The 20,233-nt window shown below is 58.2% G+C and carries 18 protein-coding genes; 6 read left to right on the top strand and 12 right to left on the bottom strand.

The genetic code is table 11. The features are described from left to right. Positions 1-19: 19 nt before the first annotated feature. From ACJ8IM_RS12955 to ACJ8IM_RS12935, 5 genes are all read right to left on the bottom strand, one after another. On the bottom strand, positions 20-1,579 hold the full coding sequence (locus ACJ8IM_RS12955) for a PTS transporter subunit EIIC (RefSeq protein WP_033638189.1): 1,560 nt from the start codon (positions 1,577-1,579) through the stop codon (positions 20-22). Positions 1,580-1,798: 219 nt separating this feature from the next. Next, positions 1,799-2,581: a spermidine/putrescine ABC transporter permease PotC gene (gene potC / locus ACJ8IM_RS12950; protein ID WP_033638190.1), complete on the bottom strand. Its 783-nt coding sequence runs from the start codon at positions 2,579-2,581 to the stop codon at positions 1,799-1,801. Beyond that, a complete protein-coding gene (gene potB, locus ACJ8IM_RS12945; protein ID WP_033653861.1) occupies positions 2,578-3,438 on the bottom strand; it encodes a spermidine/putrescine ABC transporter permease PotB in 861 nt (286 codons plus the stop codon). The genes potC and potB overlap by 4 nt, the downstream gene beginning before the upstream one ends. After that, the gene (gene potA, locus ACJ8IM_RS12940) at positions 3,422-4,537 is read right to left on the bottom strand and encodes a spermidine/putrescine ABC transporter ATP-binding protein PotA (protein WP_033653862.1); all 1,116 of its coding nucleotides are present in this window, start codon (positions 4,535-4,537) and stop codon (positions 3,422-3,424) included. Before potA ends, potB begins: the two co-directional genes overlap by 17 nt. Before the next feature lie 25 nt (positions 4,538-4,562). Continuing rightward, positions 4,563-4,835, bottom strand: coding sequence for a hypothetical protein (locus tag ACJ8IM_RS12935; protein WP_101456414.1), 273 nt, complete (start codon positions 4,833-4,835; stop codon positions 4,563-4,565). A 57-nt stretch (positions 4,836-4,892) separates the two neighbouring features. On the opposite strand from ACJ8IM_RS12935, the gene pepT reads away from it, so the two are divergent. Next, the gene (pepT, locus tag ACJ8IM_RS12930) at positions 4,893-6,122 is read left to right on the top strand and encodes a peptidase T (RefSeq protein ID WP_033653863.1); all 1,230 of its coding nucleotides are present in this window, start codon (positions 4,893-4,895) and stop codon (positions 6,120-6,122) included. A gap of 90 nt (positions 6,123-6,212) precedes the next feature. Beyond that, entirely contained in the window at positions 6,213-7,301 is a 1,089-nt protein-coding gene (locus tag ACJ8IM_RS12925) for a malate/lactate/ureidoglycolate dehydrogenase (RefSeq protein WP_033653935.1), read from the top strand. Positions 7,302-7,378: 77 nt separating this feature from the next. Here ACJ8IM_RS12925 and ACJ8IM_RS12920 read toward each other — a convergent pair whose 3' ends face one another. The 5 genes from ACJ8IM_RS12920 to phoP form a co-directional block, all read right to left on the bottom strand. Then, positions 7,379-9,172 carry an ATP-binding cassette domain-containing protein gene (locus tag ACJ8IM_RS12920; RefSeq protein WP_229601707.1) on the bottom strand — a complete coding sequence of 598 codons (1,794 nt, stop codon included), beginning with the start codon at positions 9,170-9,172 and terminating at the stop codon, positions 7,379-7,381. Between the two features lie 181 nt (positions 9,173-9,353). After that, a complete protein-coding gene (locus tag ACJ8IM_RS12915) occupies positions 9,354-10,145 on the bottom strand; it encodes a Fic family protein (protein WP_101455823.1) in 792 nt (263 codons plus the stop codon). 185 nt (positions 10,146-10,330) lie between these two features. Continuing rightward, entirely contained in the window at positions 10,331-11,452 is a 1,122-nt protein-coding gene (locus ACJ8IM_RS12910) for a ribosomal protein uL16 3-hydroxylase (RefSeq protein ID WP_004941161.1), read from the bottom strand. Positions 11,453-11,536: 84 nt separating this feature from the next. Continuing rightward, positions 11,537-12,994 (bottom strand): two-component system sensor histidine kinase PhoQ, encoded by a 1,458-nt coding sequence (gene phoQ / locus ACJ8IM_RS12905; RefSeq protein ID WP_033638202.1) that lies wholly within the window; start codon positions 12,992-12,994, stop codon positions 11,537-11,539. 5 nt (positions 12,995-12,999) lie between these two features. Then, positions 13,000-13,671, bottom strand: coding sequence for a two-component system response regulator PhoP (phoP, locus tag ACJ8IM_RS12900; RefSeq protein WP_033638204.1), 672 nt, complete (start codon positions 13,669-13,671; stop codon positions 13,000-13,002). A 380-nt stretch (positions 13,672-14,051) separates the two neighbouring features. On the opposite strand from phoP, the gene ACJ8IM_RS12895 reads away from it, so the two are divergent. Next, complete coding sequence (locus tag ACJ8IM_RS12895) at positions 14,052-15,071, top strand: ADP-ribosylglycohydrolase family protein (RefSeq protein ID WP_101455824.1); 1,020 nt, start codon at positions 14,052-14,054, stop codon at positions 15,069-15,071. Between the two features lie 21 nt (positions 15,072-15,092). Here the strand turns inward: ACJ8IM_RS12895 and ACJ8IM_RS12890 are convergent, their stop codons facing one another. Then, the gene (locus ACJ8IM_RS12890) at positions 15,093-15,857 is read right to left on the bottom strand and encodes a GntR family transcriptional regulator (protein ID WP_048321479.1); all 765 of its coding nucleotides are present in this window, start codon (positions 15,855-15,857) and stop codon (positions 15,093-15,095) included. A 139-nt stretch (positions 15,858-15,996) separates the two neighbouring features. Here ACJ8IM_RS12890 and pdxR point away from each other — a divergent pair, with 139 nt between their 5' ends. From pdxR to ACJ8IM_RS12875, 3 genes are all read left to right on the top strand, one after another. Then, positions 15,997-17,511: a MocR-like pyridoxine biosynthesis transcription factor PdxR gene (gene pdxR, locus ACJ8IM_RS12885; RefSeq protein ID WP_101455826.1), complete on the top strand. Its 1,515-nt coding sequence runs from the start codon at positions 15,997-15,999 to the stop codon at positions 17,509-17,511. 115 nt (positions 17,512-17,626) lie between these two features. Further along, complete coding sequence (locus tag ACJ8IM_RS12880) at positions 17,627-18,079, top strand: GNAT family N-acetyltransferase (protein WP_033646374.1); 453 nt, start codon at positions 17,627-17,629, stop codon at positions 18,077-18,079. A 16-nt stretch (positions 18,080-18,095) separates the two neighbouring features. After that, the gene (locus ACJ8IM_RS12875; protein WP_033646373.1) at positions 18,096-18,800 is read left to right on the top strand and encodes a GNAT family N-acetyltransferase; all 705 of its coding nucleotides are present in this window, start codon (positions 18,096-18,098) and stop codon (positions 18,798-18,800) included. A 51-nt stretch (positions 18,801-18,851) separates the two neighbouring features. Here ACJ8IM_RS12875 and purB read toward each other — a convergent pair whose 3' ends face one another. After that, complete coding sequence (gene purB / locus ACJ8IM_RS12870) at positions 18,852-20,222, bottom strand: adenylosuccinate lyase (protein WP_033638215.1); 1,371 nt, start codon at positions 20,220-20,222, stop codon at positions 18,852-18,854. Positions 20,223-20,233 lie beyond the last annotated feature (11 nt).

Here is a 20,233-nt window from a genome sequence, read left to right as displayed (position 1 = left end):
ATCTCCCATTAATAAAGCGTTAGAGTGCCGCTAAATATTTCTCTACCTGATTTTTGACCTTGCCGACCGTGACGCCGTAAATCACCTGCACTTCACGGCGATTCTTCACCACGCCTTTGGCGCCGGTGCTTTTCAACGCGGCTTCATCCACCCGCGCCATATCCTTTAATTCCACCCGCAGCCGGGTGAAGCAGTTGTCGACGGAAATAATGTTTTCCTTGCCGCCCAGCGCGCGAATAATGATGCCGCTCAGCTCGTCCGGGTTATTTTTGCGGTTCCGGTAATCCTGTTTGGAATAGAGTTTGACGTCCTGATCATCTTCGCGGCCCGGCGTCTTCAGATTGAGCTTCAGCACCAGCGTTTTGAACACCAGGTAATACACCGCAAACTGCACCAGGCCGATGACCACATACAGCGGCCAGCGGGTGAGGGAGACCGGCAGCGGCAGGTTATAGGCCAGGAACTCGACCAGCCCGCTGGCGCCCCAGGGGCGCACCTGGAACAGGTTGCAGGCCACCTGCGACAGCGCGGTCAACACGGCGTGGATCACCCACAGCAGCGGAGAGATAAACAGGAAGGTGAACTCTATCGGCTCGGTGATGCCGACCAGGATCGAGGTGGTGATGGCCGGGATCAGAATCGCCTTGGCCAGCATTTTCTTTTCCGGTTTGGCGGTGTGATAGAAAGCCAATGCCGCGCCCGACAGGCCGAAGATGGTCACCATCCCTTGCTGCGAGAAGCGCAGCGCCTCGTTCATCAGCGGCGAGATGCTCGGGTCGCGCATATAGGCCAGGAAAATTGCCTGCGAGCCGGAGACGGTCTGGCCGTCCTGCACGATCGAACCACCGATGCTGGTGAGCTGGAACGGCGACCAGATAAAGTGGTGCAGCCCGGTGGGGATGAGGAATTTTTCGAAGAAGCCGTAGACGAAAACCCCGAGCGAGCCGGAGCTTTTCATAAAGCCGGTCAGCGCGATCAGGCCCTGTGAGATGGCCGGCCACAGGTAGCTGAAGGCGACGGCGTACAGCATGATGATCGGCGTCATGGCGATCAGCACCAGTTTGGCGCCGCCGTAGACCGAGAACACGCCGTTGAGTTCGACGTTGCACAGGCGGTTGTGCACCCAGGCGATGGTGACGCCGAGGATAAGACCGAGGAAAATGCCCATATCCACCACGGTAAAGCCCAGCAGTTCAGTCTGCCCGGTACCGTAATATTCGCCGTTGATCTTGGCCGCGACGTGGCCGCTGAGTTGCAGATAAGACGAATTGGCACCGAGGAACATGATAAAGCACATCACCGCAACCAGCGCCGCTTCGCTTTTTTTGTCTTTGGCCAGGCCGTAGGTGATGCCGATGCAGAAAATCAGCCCGAGATTGCCGAATAACGGCCAGAAGGTATCGCCGATCATTTTACCGATAGAGAACACGGCGGAATGTTCATTGATAAGTGTGGCATTGGTGAGAATAGAACTGAGCGCCAGAATCAGACCGATCACCGGCAGGAAAAATATCGGCCCCATCATGGCTTTGGAGAAAAGCTGCAGCTTGCTTAAGATATTATCGATAATACCTTTCATGGCAGTTCCTTTTTATATTTTAATGGATGACGACGTTGCTGAATAAACTCCCTGGAAGCGAGAAAAAAATAAGGCACCTTGCCTGGATTCAGTTATAGGGGGAAGTTTTCGCCGCTGCAATCGGCGGGGCGGAAATAGGCACCGATGGTCAGGGAGTGACAACCGGTGCCGATTGTGAAGGGGATCACAACCGGGCGCCGCAGCGCCCGGCGGGGAGGATTATTCGGCCTTGGGCGCGCGATCGCGCATCACCCACTGGCTGGCGATCACCAGCACCAGCGACAGCAGCAGCAAAATGGTGGCCAGCGCGTTGACCTCCGGCGAGACGCCGACTTTCACCATCGAATAGATCTTCAGCGGCAAGATCTCGTAGCTCGGGCCGGTAACGAAGGAGGAGACGACCACGTCGTCCATCGACAGGGTGAAGCTCAGCAGCCAGCCGGCTGCCACCGCCGGCATCGCCAGCGGCAGGATGATCTTGCGCAGAATGGTGAACTCGCTTGCGCCGAGATCGCGCGCGGCCTCCAGCATCTTCACGTCGAAGCCTTTCAGGCGCGCGTAGACGGTCACCACCACGAACGGCAGGCAGAAGGTGATGTGCGAGAACAGCAGCGACCAGAAGCCGAGCGAAATGCCCAGCAGCATGAACAGCACCAGCAGCGAGATGGCCATCACGATGTCCGGCGACATCATCACCACGAACAGCATGCCGCCGACGAACGGCTTGCCGCGGAAGCGGTAGCGGTACAGCGCCACCGCGGTCAGCGAGCCGATCAGCGTGGCGAAGGTGGCGGAGAGCACCGCCATGGTCAGCGAATGGCCGGCGGCCTGCAGCAGGCTGTCGTTGTTGAGCAGCGTGCTGTACCACTGGGTGGTAGCTCCTTGCCAACTGATGCCGAAGCGCGAGGCGTTGAAGGAGTTGACGATCAGGATGACGATCGGGATATACAGATAGGCGTATACCAGCGCCATAAAGCCGCCGCGCAGCAGACGTCCGATCATGCCAGATCCTCCTTCTTGTTCAGCAGGCGGGCGGCCCGGTAATAGACCAGCAGCAACAGCCCCATCACCAGCGTCAGGCAGATGCTGGTGGCCGCGCCGAACGGCCAGTCGCGGATATTGAGGAACTGGCTTTTAATCACGTTGCCGATCAGCAGATTCTTGGCGCCGCCCATCAGATCGGCGACGAAGAACAGCCCCATCGCCGGCAGCACCACCAGCAGGCAGCCGGCGATAATGCCCGGCATGGTCAGCGGCACGATGATGCGGATAAAGGTCTGCAGCTTGCCGGCGCCGAGATCGCGCGCCGCCTCCAGGCAGGACTTATCGAGCTTTTCGATGCTGGAGTAGAGCGGCATCACCATAAACGGCAGCAGGATATACACCAGGCCGAGGATCACCGCTTCCGAGGTGTACATGATGCGCAGCGGCTTGTCGATGACGCCGATCCACAGCAGCGCGTCGTTGAGATAGCCGCGGGTGCTGAGAAACAGCTTCAGGCCGTAGATGCGGATCAGCGAATTGGTCCAGAAGGGCACGATCAGCAGAAACAGCAGCAGCGGCCGCACCTTCTGCGGCAACCGCGCCAGGATAAAGGCGAACGGGTAGCCAATCACCAGGCAGCACAGGGTGGCGATCAGCGCCATGTTCAGCGAGTGCAGCAGCACCTGGGCATACAACGGATCGAACAAGCGCCGATAGTTGTCCAGTGTGAACACCATCTGCACCAGGTTGGCGTCGTCGCGGGTCAGGAAGCTGGTGGCGATGATCATCAGGTTCGGCATGAACACGAACAGCAGCAGCCAGGCGACGACGCCGACGATCACCACATTCTGGAAGACTTTACGCGATTTCTTCATCGGCCAGCACCACCTCCCAGCTTTCAACCCAGGTCACCGCCATCTTCTGATTGAGCGAGTGATCGACGTCCGGATCGTCTTCGTTGAAGAACTCGCTGACCATCACCGTTTTGCCGCTCTCCAGCTCGACCACCGATTCCAGCGTCATGCCTTTGTAGTTGCGCTCGCGCACGTAGCCGATCAGCCCGTCGTGCTGCGCGCTGTCGTTCACTTCTTCCACCCGCAGATCTTCCGGGCGCAGCAGCACCTTCAGCTTTTGGCCCGGCTCCACCGGCAGATCGGCGTAGATGTCGCACTCGCGGCCTTCGACGTTGGCGCGCACCCGCTGCGGATCGAGGCGCTGCAGAACCACCGCGTCGAAGATGTTGATCTCGCCGATAAAGCTGGCGACGAACAGGTTCTTCGGCTCTTCGTAGATCTCGCGCGGCGTGCCGTCCTGCTCGATGCGGCCTTCGCGCATCACCACGATGCGATCCGACATGGTCAGCGCTTCCTCCTGATCGTGGGTGACGAACACGAAGGTGATGCCCAGCTTGCGCTGCAGCGCCTTCAGCTCGTTCTGCATCTGTTTGCGCAGCTTATAGTCCAGCGCCGACAGCGATTCGTCCAGCAGCAGCACCTTCGGCTTGTTGACCACCGCGCGGGCGATGGCCACGCGCTGCTGTTGGCCGCCGGAGAGCTGGCCCGGCCGCCGCTGGGCGAAGGCATCCAGCTGCACCATGCGCAGCGCCTCTTCGACGCGCGGCGTCAGTTCCGCCGCCGGCACCTTTTGCATGCGCAGGCCGAAGGCGACGTTGTCGAACACCGACATGTGCGGAAACAGCGCATAGCTCTGAAACACGGTGTTGACGTGGCGATGCTCGGCCGGAATGGCGGTGATGTCCTGGCCGTCGAGCACGATACGGCCCAAATCGGCGTCTTCCAGACCGGCGATCAGGCGCAGCACCGTGGTTTTGCCACAGCCGGAGGGGCCGAGAATGGTGAGGAATTCGCCGTGGTTAATCGTCAGTTCGAGATCGGCAATGATGGTTTTGCCATCGAACGCTTTGCTCAGGGCATGCAGTTCAACAAGGGGTGCTCGAGAGGATGTCTCAGTCATTTATCGTATTACTCTATCCCGTGGGCTAATGCAGATAGAACCGCAACTGGAAAAGACTGCCGGAGCTTGCGGGATGCCCGCTGATCAAATGAAGCTCAAACCAGTTGCGCCAATGGAAATTTTTCGAGCGCGCATGATAGACGCTGAATGCCGGAATTGAAAGCCGATCCGGCCCAGATGCCGCGTTTTTCATCATGATAGCGACAAATGACCCTGTGATGACAGTGTTATTTCCCTCAGAAATCATCACAAAGATTAATGATATTGGCGAATTCTGGTTAAAAATGACCTGACGCAATATTTGATCCTGATCGGTTCCGCATAATGAAACGCGATATTCTGAGGGGCCGCTACCATGGACAAATTACTTGACCGCTTTTTCAACTACGTCTCTTTCGACACCCAGTCCAAAGCGAACGTAAAGCATGTGCCGAGCACCGACGGGCAGTTGAAGCTGGCGCGTGCGTTGCAGCAGGAAATGATCGCGCTCGGCTTCGAGCGGGTGTCGCTCAGCGAACACGGCTGCGTGATGGGCACCTGGCCGGGCAACGTCGCCTGGCCGGTGCCGGCGGTCGGTTTTATCGCCCATCTGGATACCTCGCCGGATTTCAGCGGCAAACACGTCAATCCGCAGATCGTCGAGAACTATCGCGGCGGCGACATCGCGCTCGGCATCGGCGATGAAGTGCTGTCGCCGGTGATGTTCCCGATCCTGCACCAGATGCTGGGGCAAACCCTGATCACCACCGACGGCAAAACGCTGCTGGGCGCCGACGACAAGGCCGGCATCGCCGAGATCCTCACCGCCATGGTGCGCCTGCGCGCGCGCAAAATCCCGCATGGCGACATCCGCGTAGCCTTCACCCCGGACGAGGAGGTAGGCAAGGGGGCGCAGCTGTTCGACGTGGTGGCCTTCAATGCCGAATGGGCTTATACCGTGGACGGCGGCGGGGTCGGCGAGCTGGAGTGCGAGAACTTCAACGCCGCCTCGGTGACGATCAAAATCCTCGGCAACAGCGTGCACCCCGGCAGCGCCAAGGGCGTGATGGTCAACGCGCTGTCGCTGGCCACCCGCATTCATCAGGCGCTGCCGGCGGACGAAGCGCCGGAGACCACCGAAGGCTACCAGGGCTTTTATCACCTCAGCAGCATCAAGGGCAGCGTTGAGCGCGCCGAAATGCACTATATCCTGCGCGACTTCGAGCGCGAGGGGTTTGAAGCGCGCAAGCGCAAGATGGTGGACATCGCCCGCGAGGTCGGCAAAGGCCTGCCGCGCGATTGCTATATCGAAGTGAGCATCGAAGACAGCTATTACAACATGCGCGAACAGGTGGCGGAGCACCCGCACGTGATTGCGCTGGCGCAGCAGGCGATGCGCGACTGCGACATCGAACCGGTGATGAAGCCGATCCGCGGCGGCACCGACGGCGCGCAGCTGTCGTTCCGCGGCCTGCCGTGCCCGAACCTGTTCACCGGCGGCTACAACTACCACGGCAAGCACGAGTTCGTGACGCTGGAAGGCATGGAGCAAGCGGTGGCGGTGATCATGCGCATCGCGGCGCTGGCCGCCGAGCGGGCGCGGTAAACGGGACGCTTGCGATCGGCATAATCGCTTGCCGCAACAAGGCGTTGCTCATAGTGTGGAAGCTCATTTCCCACGCATAAGGACCGCATGATGAGCACCGAATACCGTATCGCCAGCCCGCATTTGGCGCAGTTCGTTCAGGCGATTTGGCGCCAGGCCGGCAGTACGGCGCGCGAAGCCGAGCTGGTGGCCGATCATCTGGTGCAGGCCAATCTGGCCGGGCACGACTCACACGGCGTCGGCATGATCCCCAGCTACATGGCGTCGTTGGCGCAGGGGCAATTGCAGCTCAATCAGCACGCCGAAGTGGTGCGCGACGCCGGCGCGGTGCTGACGCTCGACGGTGCGCGCGGTTTCGGTCAGGTGGTGGCCAGCGAAGCAATGGCGCTGGGCATCGAACGTGCCGGCAAGCTGGGCCTGGCGGCGGTGGCGCTGCACAACGCGCACCATATTGGCCGCATCGGCCATTGGGCGGAGCAGTGCGCCCGCGCCGGTTTTATCTCGATTCACTTCGTCAACGTGGTGGGCGATCCGATGGTGGCGCCGTTCGGCGGCAGCGATCGCCGCTTCGGCACCAACCCGTTCTGCGCCATTTTCCCGCGGCCGGGCCGCACGCCGCTGCTGTTGGATTTTGCCACCAGCGGTATCGCCTTCGGCAAAACCCGGGTGGCCTATAACAAAGGGCTGTCGGTGGCGCCGGGCTATCTGATCGACGAATGCGGGCACCCCACCACCGAACCGAAGGTGATGCACGAAGCGCCGTTCGGTTCACTGCTGCCGTTCGGCTTGCACAAAGGCTATGCGCTGGCGGCGATGTGCGAGATCCTCGGCGGCGCGCTCTCCGGCGGCCGCACCACCCACGCCGCCACGCTGAAAGCCGACAGCGACGCCATCTTCAACTGCATGACCACCCTGATCCTCGATCCTCAGGCCTTTGACGCGCCGCAAATGCAGGCCGAGGCCGAAGCCTTTATCGGCTGGGTGAAGGCTTCGCCGCCGAGCGGCGAACAGCCGATCGCGGTGCCGGGAGAGTGGGAGGAGGCCAACCGCGCGGCGCGGCTGGAGCAGGGCATCCCGATCGATGCCAATACCTGGCGGCAGATTTGCGCGGCGGCGGAAAAGGCGGGCATGACGGCGGGGGAACTGGCGGATTACCGCGCGCAGGCGCGCCAGGGATAAAAACTTTATGATTGGTACATTGGATGACGAGCCTGGTTACGCTACTGATGCTGTCGGGGCGTTTGGTATTGATTCTTTCAGACAGCGGCGTCCAATGTATTTTTATGCAGAATGGATTGAATATAGATGTTTCTATCAGCCAATGAGGACAGCTCCCCCCTATCTGCAATGCCTTGTTGATCCAGCACGATGATTTCATCTGAGTAATCGAAGGTGGAACGTCGATGGCTGATATTAATCACGATAGAAGATGGATAAGCGGCTTTGATGTTTTCCAGTACCTCTCTTTCATTAATGATATCAAGAGATGAAGTCACTTCATCCAAAATAATGATTTTAGGTTGACGTAAAAACAGTCGAGCCAAAGATAATCGCTGGCGCTGCCCTCCGGATAATGTCATGCCATTGTCGCCAATTCTGAGATCCAATAACGAGGTTGAGTTATTAAGTGGAAGGTCATTGAGCTGTGCGTGCTTCAAAGCCATAAGGAGTTTTTCATCAGAGGCATCTGGGCACGCAATTTGCAGGTTAAATCGGAGTGTATCCATAAATATATAGTCATTTTGAGCGACGTGGAAAATTATTTCAGCCCGCTGCTTAATTGAGAGTGCATTTATTTCACTGCTGTTTAAATATATCCTTCCCGCATCAGGTTCCAGTTCACCTGAAATCAATTTTGCTAACGTGCTTTTTCCTGCTCCGCTAGGTCCCGTTAAAGTGAAAAAGCCAGCGTGCGAGAATTCAATGTTCATATTTTTAATGGCATATGTCCCGTTTTTATCATATGAATATTGCACATCTCTTAGCGTGATCGAAGCTGCCGTGTCTTGTAAATCGGTGGTGTGTGAGTTTTGAGTTGTCGGCGGCTTGATTGATGTAATAAATGTATATAAGGATGCTGTGGACTTTTGCATCGCCGTATACATGGAACCGATGTTCTCTAAGGGAGTCGCCAATAACATGATGTAAGAGGCTATCATGACAAAGTGACCTAAGGTAATCCCCTTGCTTATAACAAAATAAAGAGAAAGTAAAAACGATGAGCCGAAGAAAAAGATACTTAGTAATGCTTCAATAAGTAAGAGTTTGAAGTCTGTTTTGAGTAATGCCTCATGCTTATCTTCAATCTTGTTAAGGAGTGTTTTGTATCTGTTAAATAAAAAATCATATGTATTGCAAACTCTGGCAGCCTCCATGTTCTTAACGCTGTCAGTGATGATGCTGTATTTTTTTACCGAGGTAGAGTAAAAATCAGAGTAAAGTTCAGAGATTTTTTTGTTGAACTTTTTCTTAGTGTGAAGGTAAAGGATAAAATAAATTAAGAATAGTGATGATACGAGGTAGTCTCCGGATAATAAAATAATTGAAATGCTGAATCCTAGCTGGAATAGAGGGGGGAGTAGGTTGTGTGAGATATTCCTCAGTAAAATTGTCAATTCATCTATAGCCTGATTTAAACGTTGGGTGATATCTCCCGTATTTTCATGGCTATTTACTTCTTTCAAATTGAAAAGGCTTTTAAAATAATTATCAGTCATGTTGATCACGATATTGTTACGTAGCGATGTGATTAATATGAAGTTTAATGCTGAAGAGAGCTTTCGCATGCTCATAATGGCGATATAACTGATAGCAAGGGTAATGATGGAAAGAGATAAACTGAATTCCTTTTCCTCAATGGCATTAATTAGGTAAGCCATAATTACCGGTTGTACAGAAAATAAAAATGTGGCGATCACCGAGATTAAAATCAAAGTGTAAAATTGACGTTTTACTGTGTAACTTGATGATTTGTTAAAATATTTCAATAAAAATAGTATTTTTTCCATCTTTTTACCTTTAATCTTCTTTACAGTATGATGCGGGCCCACACCATACTCTTGAAAATTATTTGATAAACAAATTCTATTTCATGCCAAGCTCAGTTATCGCTGCGTACTGATTTTATCGACCTGAGTATCGGTCATGGTGGTTGTCTTGATTAACAGAATGTCTTTTTCAGTTAACATAAATACTCCATTGTCATTAAATTAGCTAAGTAGCATGCAATTTTTACTGCATGCTAGTTAACTCACTCGTTGCAGAGCCGTAAAGCAGGTGGATGCAATTACAATAAAACTTAATAATATTGTCCCATTCGGAAAATAAAAAGGCTTCGCGTAAGCTAAGTACATAACCACTACGTGCAAAATGACAAAGCTCAGTAAGAGGGAGGTAGCTAAGCGGCTTTATTTGTAACATGAGATTAAAAAGGATTCTGGCGGCGCGTCCATTCCCATCTTGCAGAGGGTGGATATGCATAAACATGACTGCGAAAATGATAGCATGAAGTAATTTGTTATCATCGCTATTTCCCTTTGCGTACTCTCGCAGGTTGGAGAGTGATTCGCTTAATAGTGAAATATCAATGAATTCAGTGTAGCTGCCATCCTTATCGGGGACAGTTCTTATATTTGCTTTCCTAAAGGGGATCGAGCGTCTCGTTATTTCACTTCCTATTTTTTCAATGAATTGGATAAATGATAGGTTATTGTTAACGATGTCGGAAAGAGTGGGGTAAAACTGATGATAGAAGATGGCTTCGTTCTGGCTTGTTGAGTTTTCGCTGGGGAATATATCGAGATCCACATAGGCGCTTAAGCGATGCTGTAATGGTTGGATCCTTTTATCCTCAATTACCTGGTTTGCATTTTCCAGTAACTGCCTGTATTCAAAGGATGTATTCTGAATCAATACTTGTGTTCTGTCTAAAAGTAAGCGTGTATCCGTATGAAAATGATTAACTTTGGGGTAGTCCATACGTAGTAATTTAATGACCTTTCCTTGTATTACGTAATTTTCCATTTTTCATCGTCCATGAAATTTCGTTAATGTGTTAAAAAGGTAGGTTAATATTATTTCGTTTAGGTTTCACAACTATTAATATTTTGTTTTCATGTGTCGAAGTGTTGCCAACTTTTTACCCCCAAAGAAAAGGCCCGCCTAAGCGGGCCGGTATTATGTACAACAGGAACCACGGCCCCGAGAACTCAGTCGTTAAAGTACCAATAGCCGCTGTTGACCAGTGCGGTCAGCAGCGCCAGGAACGACGGGTCGTCTACCGCGTCGCCGAGCAGGGCGGCGTCGACGCTGAAGTGCTGGCACAGGGCGTCTGCGGCCTGCAGCTGGTCGGTGTCGATCAGCTCGCCGTTGACGAAGCAGCGATCGCCGACGCGCAGCACGCGCAACCCGCCCAGGCGCTGCAGCGCTTCACCCTGCTGCAGCAGCTCGTAGATTTCCCCGGCCTGATACGGCGGCTCCGGCGGCGCCAGATCCAGCTCGTGGCGCGACTGGGAGATAAACTCGCCGAACCAGTGCTGGAAGTGTTCCGGCTGTTGCACCAGATCCAGCATCATCTGCCGTAAGGCGTCCACTTCCTGCGGCAGGATCTCCGCCGGGTGTTCGCGCAGTTTAACGTCCGGATCGCCGTAGCGTTTGCTGCCCAGCTCGCGCGCCAGCACGTAGTCGGCGAAGCCGCTCACCAGCTCGCGGCCGTTCGGCGCGCGGAAGCCCACCGAATAGTTGAGCGCGTTTTCTAGCGCGTAGCCTTCATGCGGGAAGCCCGGCGGAATGTAGAGAATGTCGCCCGGCTCCATCTCTTCGTCGATGATGGCGTCGAACGGCTCCACCTGCAGCAGATCCGGGTGCGGGCAGTGCTGTTTCAGCGGCGTTTTTTCCCCGACGCGCCAGCGGCGGCGGCCGGTGCCCTGAATGATGAACACGTCGTACTGATCGAGATGCGGGCCGACGCCGCCGCCCGGTACCGAGAAGGAGATCATCAGGTCATCCATCCGCCAGTCCGGCAGCTGGCGGAACGGGCGCATCAGCGCCGCGGAAGGCTCATGCCAGTGGTCCACCGCCTGCACCAGCAGCGACCAGTTGTTTTCGCTCAGGTGATCGAAGCTCTCGAAGGGGCCGTGCGCGACCTGCCAACGGCCGTCCTGGTGGCTGACCAGGCGGCTGTCCACTTCGTTTTCCATCGCCAGCCCGGCCAGCTCATCCGGGGAGATCGGATCGATAAAGTTTTTGAAGCCGCGCTTCAGAATCACCGGACGCTTTTGCCAATAACGTTGCAAAAAATCGTTCCAGTCCAGGTCTAATTGATAATCCATGTTCTATTCCAGGAGAGAGGAGTGAGCCTGTGTGCGATTATAACGGAAGTTTGGCCCCGTGGATCGGGGCCGCAGCGGCATAATTTACTCGTTGTGGTGGGTGTCGTGCTGGCGGGCGAAGGTGACCTGCATGCGCGCGCCGCCGAGCGGGCTGTCGCTGATGACGATTTCGCCGTCGTACTGCTCGATGATCTCCGCCGCCACCGACAAACCCAGGCCCTGGCCGGGGCGCAGGGTATCCACCCGCTGGCCGCGCTGGAAGATCAGCTGGCGCTTGCTTTCCGGGATCCCCGGGCCGTCGTCGTCGATAACGATGGTGAGGTTTTTCTCGGAGTGCAGTGAGGTGATCTCCACGAACTCCAGGCAGTATTTGCAGGCGTTTTCCAACACGTTGCCCATCACTTCCATAAAGTCGTTTTTCTCGCCCATAAAGGTCACTTCCGGCGAGATGTCCAGCGTGATCACCACCCCTTTGCGCTGATAAACCTTATTCAGCGCCACCACCAGGCTGTCGAGCAGCGCCGGCACCGAATGGATCTCGCGCGTCAGCACCGTCTGGCCGGAGTTGATGCTGGCTCGGTGCAGGTAGTAACCGATTTGCTGCGAGATGCGCCCGATCTGATCCAGCATGATCGGCTCGGCTTCTTCGATGGTGGTCTGTTTGCCGCTGCGCAGTGAGCGCAGGGTGCTTTGCAGCACCGCCAGCGGCGTTTTCAGGCTGTGGGTCAAATCCGACAGGGTAGTGCGGTACTTGGTGTAGCGCTGGCGTTCGTTGCGCACCAGAATGTTCAGATTGCGCACCAGCCCGCGCAGCTCGCTGGGCGGGTTCTCATCCAGCTGATCGCGTTCGCCGTTCTCCAGCTCGCCCACCTGATTGACCAGCGCCTTGATCGGCCGCAGGCTCCAGTAGGCCGCCAGCCACAGCAGCGGCACCACCAGCAGCAGGTTGGCCAACAGCACGTAGCTGAACCACTCCCACACCACGTCAGATCGCTGCAGCTCCTGCGGAATGCTGTCGACCACCACGATGGTCAGCGCCGGCAGGCGAGGCGTGGCGGCATAGGTATTGACCGCCACCGAGTGGGTCAGCGCGTTCTGATCGGTATCGTCGTAATTCTTCAGCTGATCCTGCGCTTTGGGGTTGTCCCCCAGCACTTCGCTACTGACGCGGGTGTCGGTGTCGATTTCGTAAAAGCCGGACTCCTCCAGCCATTCCTTGTTGATCAGCTTCTCCAGCTCCGGCACCTTGCGCTGGCTCCACAGCAGGTTGCCTTTATCGTCGTAGATAAATACCAGCGTCGGGAAGTTGAGATCGATATCGGGGGGAATGGCGATGGTGAGCTTGTTGTCTTTCCACTGCGCCAGACTGAAGAACAGGTTGCTCTCGCCGCGCAGCAGGCGGAAGGCGGTTTTGTCGAAGCTGACGATATAGCCGACGACCGCCACCAAACCGTAAGAGAGCGACAGCGCCAGGATCACCCCGGCGGTCGCCATCAGGAAGCGGGCACGCAGCGAAAACGGTTTTTTATTCTTGTTGAACATTATGTTCACTTCGCGTCAAAACGATAGCCCTGGCCACGTACCGTGGTGATCACTTCATGCGGGTATTCCGCTTGCACTTTTTTACGCAAGCGGCCCATCAGCACGTCGATGGTGTGGCTTTCGCGCAGCTCGGCGTCCGGGTAGAGCTGCAGCATCAACGAATCCTTGCTCACCACCTTGCCGGCGTTGCGGATCAGGGTTTCGATGATGGTGTATTCAAAGGCGGTCAGTTTGATTTGCCGATCGTTGACGCTCAGTTCGCGGCGCGACAGATCGATCTGGAACGGCGGCAGCACGATCACCTGCGAAGCCAGGCCGCTGTTGCGGCGCATCAGCGCCTGCATGCGGGCGATCACTTCTTCCAGGTGGAACGGCTTGGTGACATAGTCGTCGGCGCCGGCTTCCAGCACCGCCACTTTGTCCTGCCAGCTTTCGCGGGCGGTCAGCACCAGGATCGGCAGCTTGGCCTGGTGCGCGCGCCAGCGGCGGATCAGGCTCAGGCCGTCTTCACCCGGCAGGCCGAGATCGACGATGGCGATATCCGGCGCGTGCTCTTGCAGGAAGTAATCGGCTTCCTTGGCGTCTTCGGCCGCGTCGACCTGATGGCCCATCTCGCGCATCTGAACGGAAAGGTGGTGGCGCAGCAGACCATTATCTTCAACAACCAGTACTCGCATGGCGAACTCCTGTGACTATGCGGGTGAACGTCCTGTCACCCACGCGATAAAAAGGGAACACGCTCTGCGGCGTGTCAGGGGATAACGCGGCCACCTGAACCATGTTGACAAAAAGTGCTGAGGCTATGGTAGGTATAACCCGCCCGGCTCGCAAGAGAGCCGAAGCAATGTATTAAAATAAGCGTTATCAATTTGTTCGCCGACATTATCGACAAGTTCTGATAAACGTCGGATAAACAGCGGCGGGGCGACGTTAAACGCAACTTAAACGCGCCGGGCATTGCCCGCGGAAAGAACGTGTGAGCCGGGGCGCTTGATAAGCTTTAAAGGTACTAATAAGGTATTATTGAGGCATCGGCACATTTTCTCAGGAGCGACGGATGAAGCAGTTAACCCAGGCGGAACGCATAGCGGGCGCACTTTACGGACAGATGCTGGGCGACGCGCTCGGCATGCCTTCCGAGCTGTGGCCGCGCGAGCGGGTTAAGCGCCACTTCGGCTGGATAGACGGCTTTCTCGACGGGCCGGCGGAGAACACCGCCGCCTGTTATTTCAAGGCCGGGCAATATACCGACGATACCGCGATGGCATTGGCGTTGGCCGATGCGCTGGTGGAGGCGCAAGGCGAGGTGGTGCCGGAGCTGATCGCCCGCAACGTGATCCGCTGGGTGGACTGTTTTGACGCTTTCAACAAGAACATTCTCGGCCCCAGTTCCAAACTGGCGCTGAGCGAGCAAAAAGCGGGCACGCCGATCGCCGAGTTGGAAAACAACGGCATCACCAACGGTGCGGCGATGCGCATTTCGCCTTTGGGCTGCGTGTTGCCTTCCGCGCCGCTGGAGGACTTCTGCCGACAGGTGTGGCTGGCCTGCAGCCCGACGCACAAATCCGACATCGCCGTCGCCGGTGCGGTGGCGATCGCCTGGGCCGTGGCGCGGGCGGTGGAAGGGGCTGACTGGGCCTCCATTCGCCTGGCGTTGCCGGGGGTGGCGGAGTATGCCCAGCGCCGGCAGGAGACGACGTTCAGCCCTTCGCTGGCGGCGCGCATCGAACTGGCGTTTCAGGTGGTGGATGAAGCCACCGGCACCGAGCAGGCCTCCGAGCGGGTGTATCAGCTGATCGGCGCCGGGGTGAGCACCATCGAGTCGGTGCCCGCAGCGCTGGCGATGGTGCAGCTGGCGCAAACCGATCCTACCCGGTGCGCCGTGCTGTGCGCCAACCTGGGCGGCGATACCGACACCATCGGCGCGATGGCCACCGCGATTTGCGGCGCGCTGCACGGCGCCGAGGCGATTGAGCCGGGGCTGCTGGCGGAGTTAAAACGGGTGAATCCGCTGGATATCGGGGCTTATGTTCAGGCGTTCGCGCGTTTTCGCCGCCGCCGGCAGGGCGAGTCGTAAGCCGCCGCGTGACGCAACGGGTCAGCTTTCGCTGGTAAATTCGTACATGTCGCTGCGGCAGAAGCTTTCACTGTATTCGATCGGCTTTTTTTGGTGGTCGAACAGCGTCTGGCGCACGATCAGCAGCGGCATCGGCTCCGAGAGCCGCAGCGCCTGACGGATATCGTCGTCGGCCATCGCGGCGCTGACCTGGCTGCGCAGCGATCCCATCTCCACCTTATTGCGCCGGAAGTAATCGTACAGCGAGATGCCGATCTCGTCGACGTTGGCAATTGCCGTCACCACTACGTAGGACACCGCCACCGACATTGGCCGCCGATCGATCAGGTGAATGCGTTTGAGTTGGTAGATCGGCGTTCCGGCCGCCAGCTGGAGCTTTTCAGCCAGCTCAGCGCCGGCGGGTATCCGTTCGCGGCTGATCCACTGCGTATCCGGCCGGCGCCCCTGCTGTATCACCTCGCGCGAGAATCCTTTGACGTCCGCCAATGAATAGAACAGCTTCGGCTCGGGCCGCTGCGATTGGATAAAGGTGCCGTAGCCGCGCGAACGGCCGATGATGCCGTCCTGCTCGAGGCAGGCCAGCGCCTTGCGCACCGTGATGCGCGAGATGCCGAGCCGTTCGGTGAACAGGCGCTCGCTGGGCAAAAAATCCCCCGCATTCAGCAACCCCTGCTCGATGGCCTGGCGCACCGAGGCGTTGAAACGCAAATACAGCGGCATCGCGCCCGCGCTGGCCAGATCCTGCTGCAGTTTGTCCAGCAGACGCTGGTTGGTCTCCTTGCTCATAGCCGACGGAAGTCCTGTAGCCGCAATGCGATGGCTTATTTAAGGGGATTTCGCCGGGCAGCGCAACTGCCGCCGCCGTCGGGGTGAAATGAGGTAGAGTAGTGCGTCGGCCCCCTGAGCCAGGAGAAACAAATACCCCATGAGCGATACCCCACGACACGCGGACGACGCGGCGATCCTGGTCGCCTTCGCGCAGCAGCGGCGGCAAGGCCTGACCCGGCGTTCGGCGCTGCATCAGGCCCTGCTACAACTAATCGCCGCCGGAGAACTGCCCTGGCGGACGCAGCTGCCGCCGAGCCGTGCGTTGGCGGCCCGGCTGACGGTGGCGCGCGACACGGTGGAACAGACCTACGCGCGGCTGGAAGCGGAGGGGTTCATCAGCCGAACGGTGGGGCGCGGCAGCTTTGTGCGTTATCGCTGCGACACGCTGCTCGGCCGTGAACTGCTGGCGACGGCGGCAGGGCAAGAGGCGCGGTTGGCGGAGCGCGAGCTGAGCGATCGCGGCCGGGCGCTGCTGGCGGTCAGCCATACGCCGCACACCAGCCGCCAGGCTTCGCTGACGCCTTCGCTGGCGGACCTGCGGGCGTTTCCCATCGAGCAATGGCTGCAGCAGGAAAAGCAGGCGCTACGGCGGCACGGCGAGCGGCTGTTGGGGTATGCCGATCCGCAAGGGTTGCCGGAGCTGCGCGCGGAGATCGCGCGCTATCTGCAGCGGGAGCGGGGCGTGAAGGCGACGGCGGAACAGGTGATCGTGGTGACCAGCTCTCAGCAGGCGTTGGCGCTGTGTACGCAGGTGCTGTTCGATCCCGGCGATGCGGTGTTCGTCGAAGAGCCGGGTTACCAGGGGGCGAAAAAGCTGGTGCAGTCGGCGGGGCTGCAGGCGCGGCCGATCGGCATCGACGAGCAGGGATTGGACGTCGGGCAGTTGATGCAGGCCTCGGGCGGCGGACGGGGCGTTTACATCACGCCGTCCCATCACTACCCGCTGGGGTATTCGCTGAGCCTCGAGCGGCGGCTGGCGCTGCTGCAGTGGGCGCAGCGGCAGCGGGCCTGGATCATCGAAGACGACTACGACGCCGAGTTCAACTATGACCGGCAAACCAAGGCGGCATTGCAGGGGCTGGACAGCGGCGGGCGCACGCTGTACATCGGCACCTTCAGCAAGACGCTGTTTCCGGGGCTGCGCATCGGTTTCATGATTGCGCCGCCGCAGCTGGTGCGGCCATTGGTCGCCGCCAGGCAGTTTCAGGACGGCTACACGTCGGCGCTGGCGCAGATGACGCTGTTCCACTTCCTGCACGAGGGCGGCTACGCCGAGCATCTGCGCAATATGCGCACGTTGTACAAGGCGCGGTTGAACGTGCTGTACGACGCGGTGCATCGTCACCTGGCGGCCTGGACGCGCCCGGCGTTGCCGCAGGGCGGGCTGCAGTTGGTGTGCCCGTTGGCGGATGCGGCGATGGAACGGCGGCTGGTGGCGGCGGCCGCCGAACGGGGGATTCGGCTGTACGGCCTGGCGGACTTCTACACCGGCACGCCGCAGCGCGGGGCGCTGGTGCTCGGCTTCTCGGCCTATACGCCGGATGAGATCGTGCGCTTTATCGCGACGCTGGCGCAGGTGTTCAACGCGCTGCCGGTGGCAAGCGACGGCTAAAATTGGTCTGCTCTGCGTTTTGAATTGGTCCGTATTGTACCGTCGCCGCGCGGTGTATTCTGCCGCTATCCGGTTATTTCCCTAATGGAAATAACATCTTACTCCGTGAGGCGCTATGAACCTATCCAACCCTGAAGTGACTATTCGCAGAATCAATGGCGACGACAAAGCGCAATGGCTGGCGCTGTGGCAGGGCTATCTCGATTTTTACCGCGCCGACGTGGCGCCGCAGGTGACCGATCGCACCTTCGAACGCCTGGGGCAGGATGAACAGGTGTACGGGCTGGTGGCACAGGATGCCGATGGCCAACTGCTCGGGCTGATGAACCTGGTGTTCCATCCGTCCACCTGGAGCGCGGTCGGCTATTGTTATATCGAAGATCTCTATGTGTCGCCGCAGGCGCGTGGCCACAAGGTGTCGGAAAAGCTGTTCGAACAGGCGTACCGCTTGGCAGAGACGCGCGGCAGCGATCGGGTCTACTGGATGACCCAGGAGTACAACGCGCCGGCGCGTTCGCTGTACGACAAAATCGGCAGAAGAAGCTCGTTTATCGTTTATTCCCGTTAATCGCAGGAGGGCGTTTATGGCAATGAATCGTTATGGTCAGCCGGTTGGCGAACCGATGCCGGATTGGCAGCCGGCTCGCCGCCCCGGCGGCGCGACGCTCGGCGGGCGTTTCTGTTCGCTGGCGCCGCTCGAGCCGCAGCGGGATTACGCCGCGCTGTTCGAGGCGTTTCAACTGGCGCCGGACGGCCGCGACTGGACCTATCTGTCCATCGAACGGCCCGATACGCCGGCGGCGATGTTGCAGCATCTGGAGACGCTGCAGGCCAACCCGGCGCTGGTTAATCTGACGGTGTTCGACGCTGCCAGCGATGCGCCGGTGGGCACGGTGGCGCTGATGCGCATCGACGAAGCCAACGGGGTGCTGGAGATCGGCCACGTCAGCTGGTCGCCGTTGATGAAACAGCGCTCCAGCGCCACCGAAGCCATCGCGCTGCTGCTGCGCTATGCCTTCGACACGCTGGGCTACCGCCGCTGCGAGTGGAAGTGCGACAGTCATAACGCGCCGTCCCGCCAGGCCGCGCTGCGCTTTGGCTTTCGCTACGAGGGCAACTTCCGCTTCGCGGTGATCGTCAAGGGGCGCAGCCGGGATACCGACTGGTTCGCCATCACCGCCGACCGCTGGCCGACGGTGCGGCAGGCGCTGGCGCGCTGGCTGAGTGCGGACAACTTCGATGCGCAGGGGCGGCAGATAGCCCGGCTGCAGGTGCTGCGCGGCGAATAGCAAAGAAAAAGGCGGCCCGCAGGCCGCCTTGTCGTTGTCAGGCTAAAGCGCTTATTTCAGCTCGTCGACCATGGTGGTGGCGCGGCCGATGTAGTTGGCCGGGGTCATCGCCTTCAGACGGGTTTTCTCTTCTTCCGGCAGCGCCAGGCCATCGATGAACGCCTGCATGCCGGCGGCATCCACGCGCTTGCCGCGGGTCAGCTCTTTCAGCTTCTCGTAAGGTTTCTCGATGCCGTAGCGGCGCATCACGGTCTGGATCGGCTCGGCCAGCACTTCCCAGTTGTGATCCAGTTCGTCCAGCAGGTGCGCCTGGTTCACTTCCAGCTTGCTGATGCCTTTCAGGGTGGCCTGATAGGCGATCAGCGCGTAGCCCAGGCCTACGCCCAGATTACGCAGCACGGTGGAGTCGGTCAGGTCGCGCTGCCAGCGGGACACCGGCAGTTTGCCCGCCAGGTGGCCCAGCACGGCGTTGGCCAGGCCCAGGTTGCCTTCGGAGTTTTCGAAGTCGATCGGGTTGACCTTGTGCGGCATGGTGGAAGAACCGATTTCGCCGGCGATGGTCTTCTGCTTGAAGTGGTTCAGGGCGATGTAGCCCCAGATGTCGCGGTCGAAGTCGATCAGGATGGTGTTGAAACGCGCTACGCAGTCGAACAGCTCGGCGATGTAGTCATGCGGCTCGATCTGGGTGGTGTACGGGTTCCAGGTGATGCCGAGCGAGGTCACGAACGCTTCGCTGAACTGATGCCAGTCCACTTCCGGGTAAGCGACGATGTGAGCGTTGTAGTTGCCGACCGCGCCGTTGATTTTACCCATGATCTCCACGCGCTCCAGCTGGCGGTACTGGCGCTCCATGCGGTAAGCCACGTTGGCGAACTCTTTGCCGACGGTCGACGGGGTCGCCGGCTGGCCGTGGGTGCGCGACAGCAGCGGAATATCGCGGTATTCCAGCGCCAGCCCTTTCAGCGCGTCGATGATCTTGCGCCAGTAAGGCAGCACCACGTCCTGACGGGCGCTTTGCAGCATCAGCGCATGCGATAAGTTGTTGATGTCTTCGGAGGTGCAGGCGAAGTGGATGAACTCGGACACCGCGTGCAGCGCAGGCACCGCCGCCACTTTTTCCTTCAGGAAATACTCGACCGCTTTCACGTCGTGGTTGGTGGTGCGCTCGATGGTTTTGATGCGCTGAGCGTCTTCTTCATTGAATTCCGCGACGATTTTGTCGAGGAAAGCGTTTGCGTCGGCGTCAAAAGCGGGAACTTCCTTGATTTCTGCGCAGGCCGCCAGTTTTTGCAGCCAACGTACTTCAACCTGTACGCGGAATTTCAGCAGACCGTATTCGCTGAAAATGGGGCGCAGTGCGCTGACTTTATCACCGTAGCGTCCATCAACGGGGGAAACGGCGGTCAGTGAGGATAATTCCATCGGTAGCAACT

The organism is Serratia sp. CY33525 (assembly GCF_052169115.1).
GTDB lineage: Bacteria > Pseudomonadota > Gammaproteobacteria > Enterobacterales > Enterobacteriaceae > Serratia > Serratia sarumanii.
This window is presented reverse-complemented; position numbering and strand designations above follow the sequence as displayed.

Bases quoted from the DNA above. Each gene is read 5' to 3' on its own strand.
- ACJ8IM_RS12955 (WP_033638189.1), bottom strand. From the start codon at position 1,579: ATGAAAGGTATTATCGATAATATCTTAAGCAAGCTGCAGCTTTTCTCC.
- potC (WP_033638190.1), bottom strand. From the start codon at position 2,581: ATGATCGGACGTCTGCTGCGCGGCGGCTTTATGGCGCTGGTATACGCC.
- potB (WP_033653861.1), bottom strand. From the start codon at position 3,438: ATGAAGAAATCGCGTAAAGTCTTCCAGAATGTGGTGATCGTCGGCGTC.
- potA (WP_033653862.1), bottom strand. From the start codon at position 4,537: ATGACTGAGACATCCTCTCGAGCACCCCTTGTTGAACTGCATGCCCTG.
- pepT (WP_033653863.1), top strand. From the start codon at position 4,893: ATGGACAAATTACTTGACCGCTTTTTCAACTACGTCTCTTTCGACACC.
- ACJ8IM_RS12925 (WP_033653935.1), top strand. From the start codon at position 6,213: ATGAGCACCGAATACCGTATCGCCAGCCCGCATTTGGCGCAGTTCGTT.
- ACJ8IM_RS12915 (WP_101455823.1), bottom strand. From the start codon at position 10,145: ATGGAAAATTACGTAATACAAGGAAAGGTCATTAAATTACTACGTATG.
- ACJ8IM_RS12910 (WP_004941161.1), bottom strand. From the start codon at position 11,452: ATGGATTATCAATTAGACCTGGACTGGAACGATTTTTTGCAACGTTAT.
- phoQ (WP_033638202.1), bottom strand. From the start codon at position 12,994: ATGTTCAACAAGAATAAAAAACCGTTTTCGCTGCGTGCCCGCTTCCTG.
- phoP (WP_033638204.1), bottom strand. From the start codon at position 13,671: ATGCGAGTACTGGTTGTTGAAGATAATGGTCTGCTGCGCCACCACCTT.
- ACJ8IM_RS12895 (WP_101455824.1), top strand. From the start codon at position 14,052: ATGAAGCAGTTAACCCAGGCGGAACGCATAGCGGGCGCACTTTACGGA.
- ACJ8IM_RS12890 (WP_048321479.1), bottom strand. From the start codon at position 15,857: ATGAGCAAGGAGACCAACCAGCGTCTGCTGGACAAACTGCAGCAGGAT.
- pdxR (WP_101455826.1), top strand. From the start codon at position 15,997: ATGAGCGATACCCCACGACACGCGGACGACGCGGCGATCCTGGTCGCC.
- ACJ8IM_RS12880 (WP_033646374.1), top strand. From the start codon at position 17,627: ATGAACCTATCCAACCCTGAAGTGACTATTCGCAGAATCAATGGCGAC.
- ACJ8IM_RS12875 (WP_033646373.1), top strand. From the start codon at position 18,096: ATGGCAATGAATCGTTATGGTCAGCCGGTTGGCGAACCGATGCCGGAT.
- purB (WP_033638215.1), bottom strand. From the start codon at position 20,222: ATGGAATTATCCTCACTGACCGCCGTTTCCCCCGTTGATGGACGCTAC.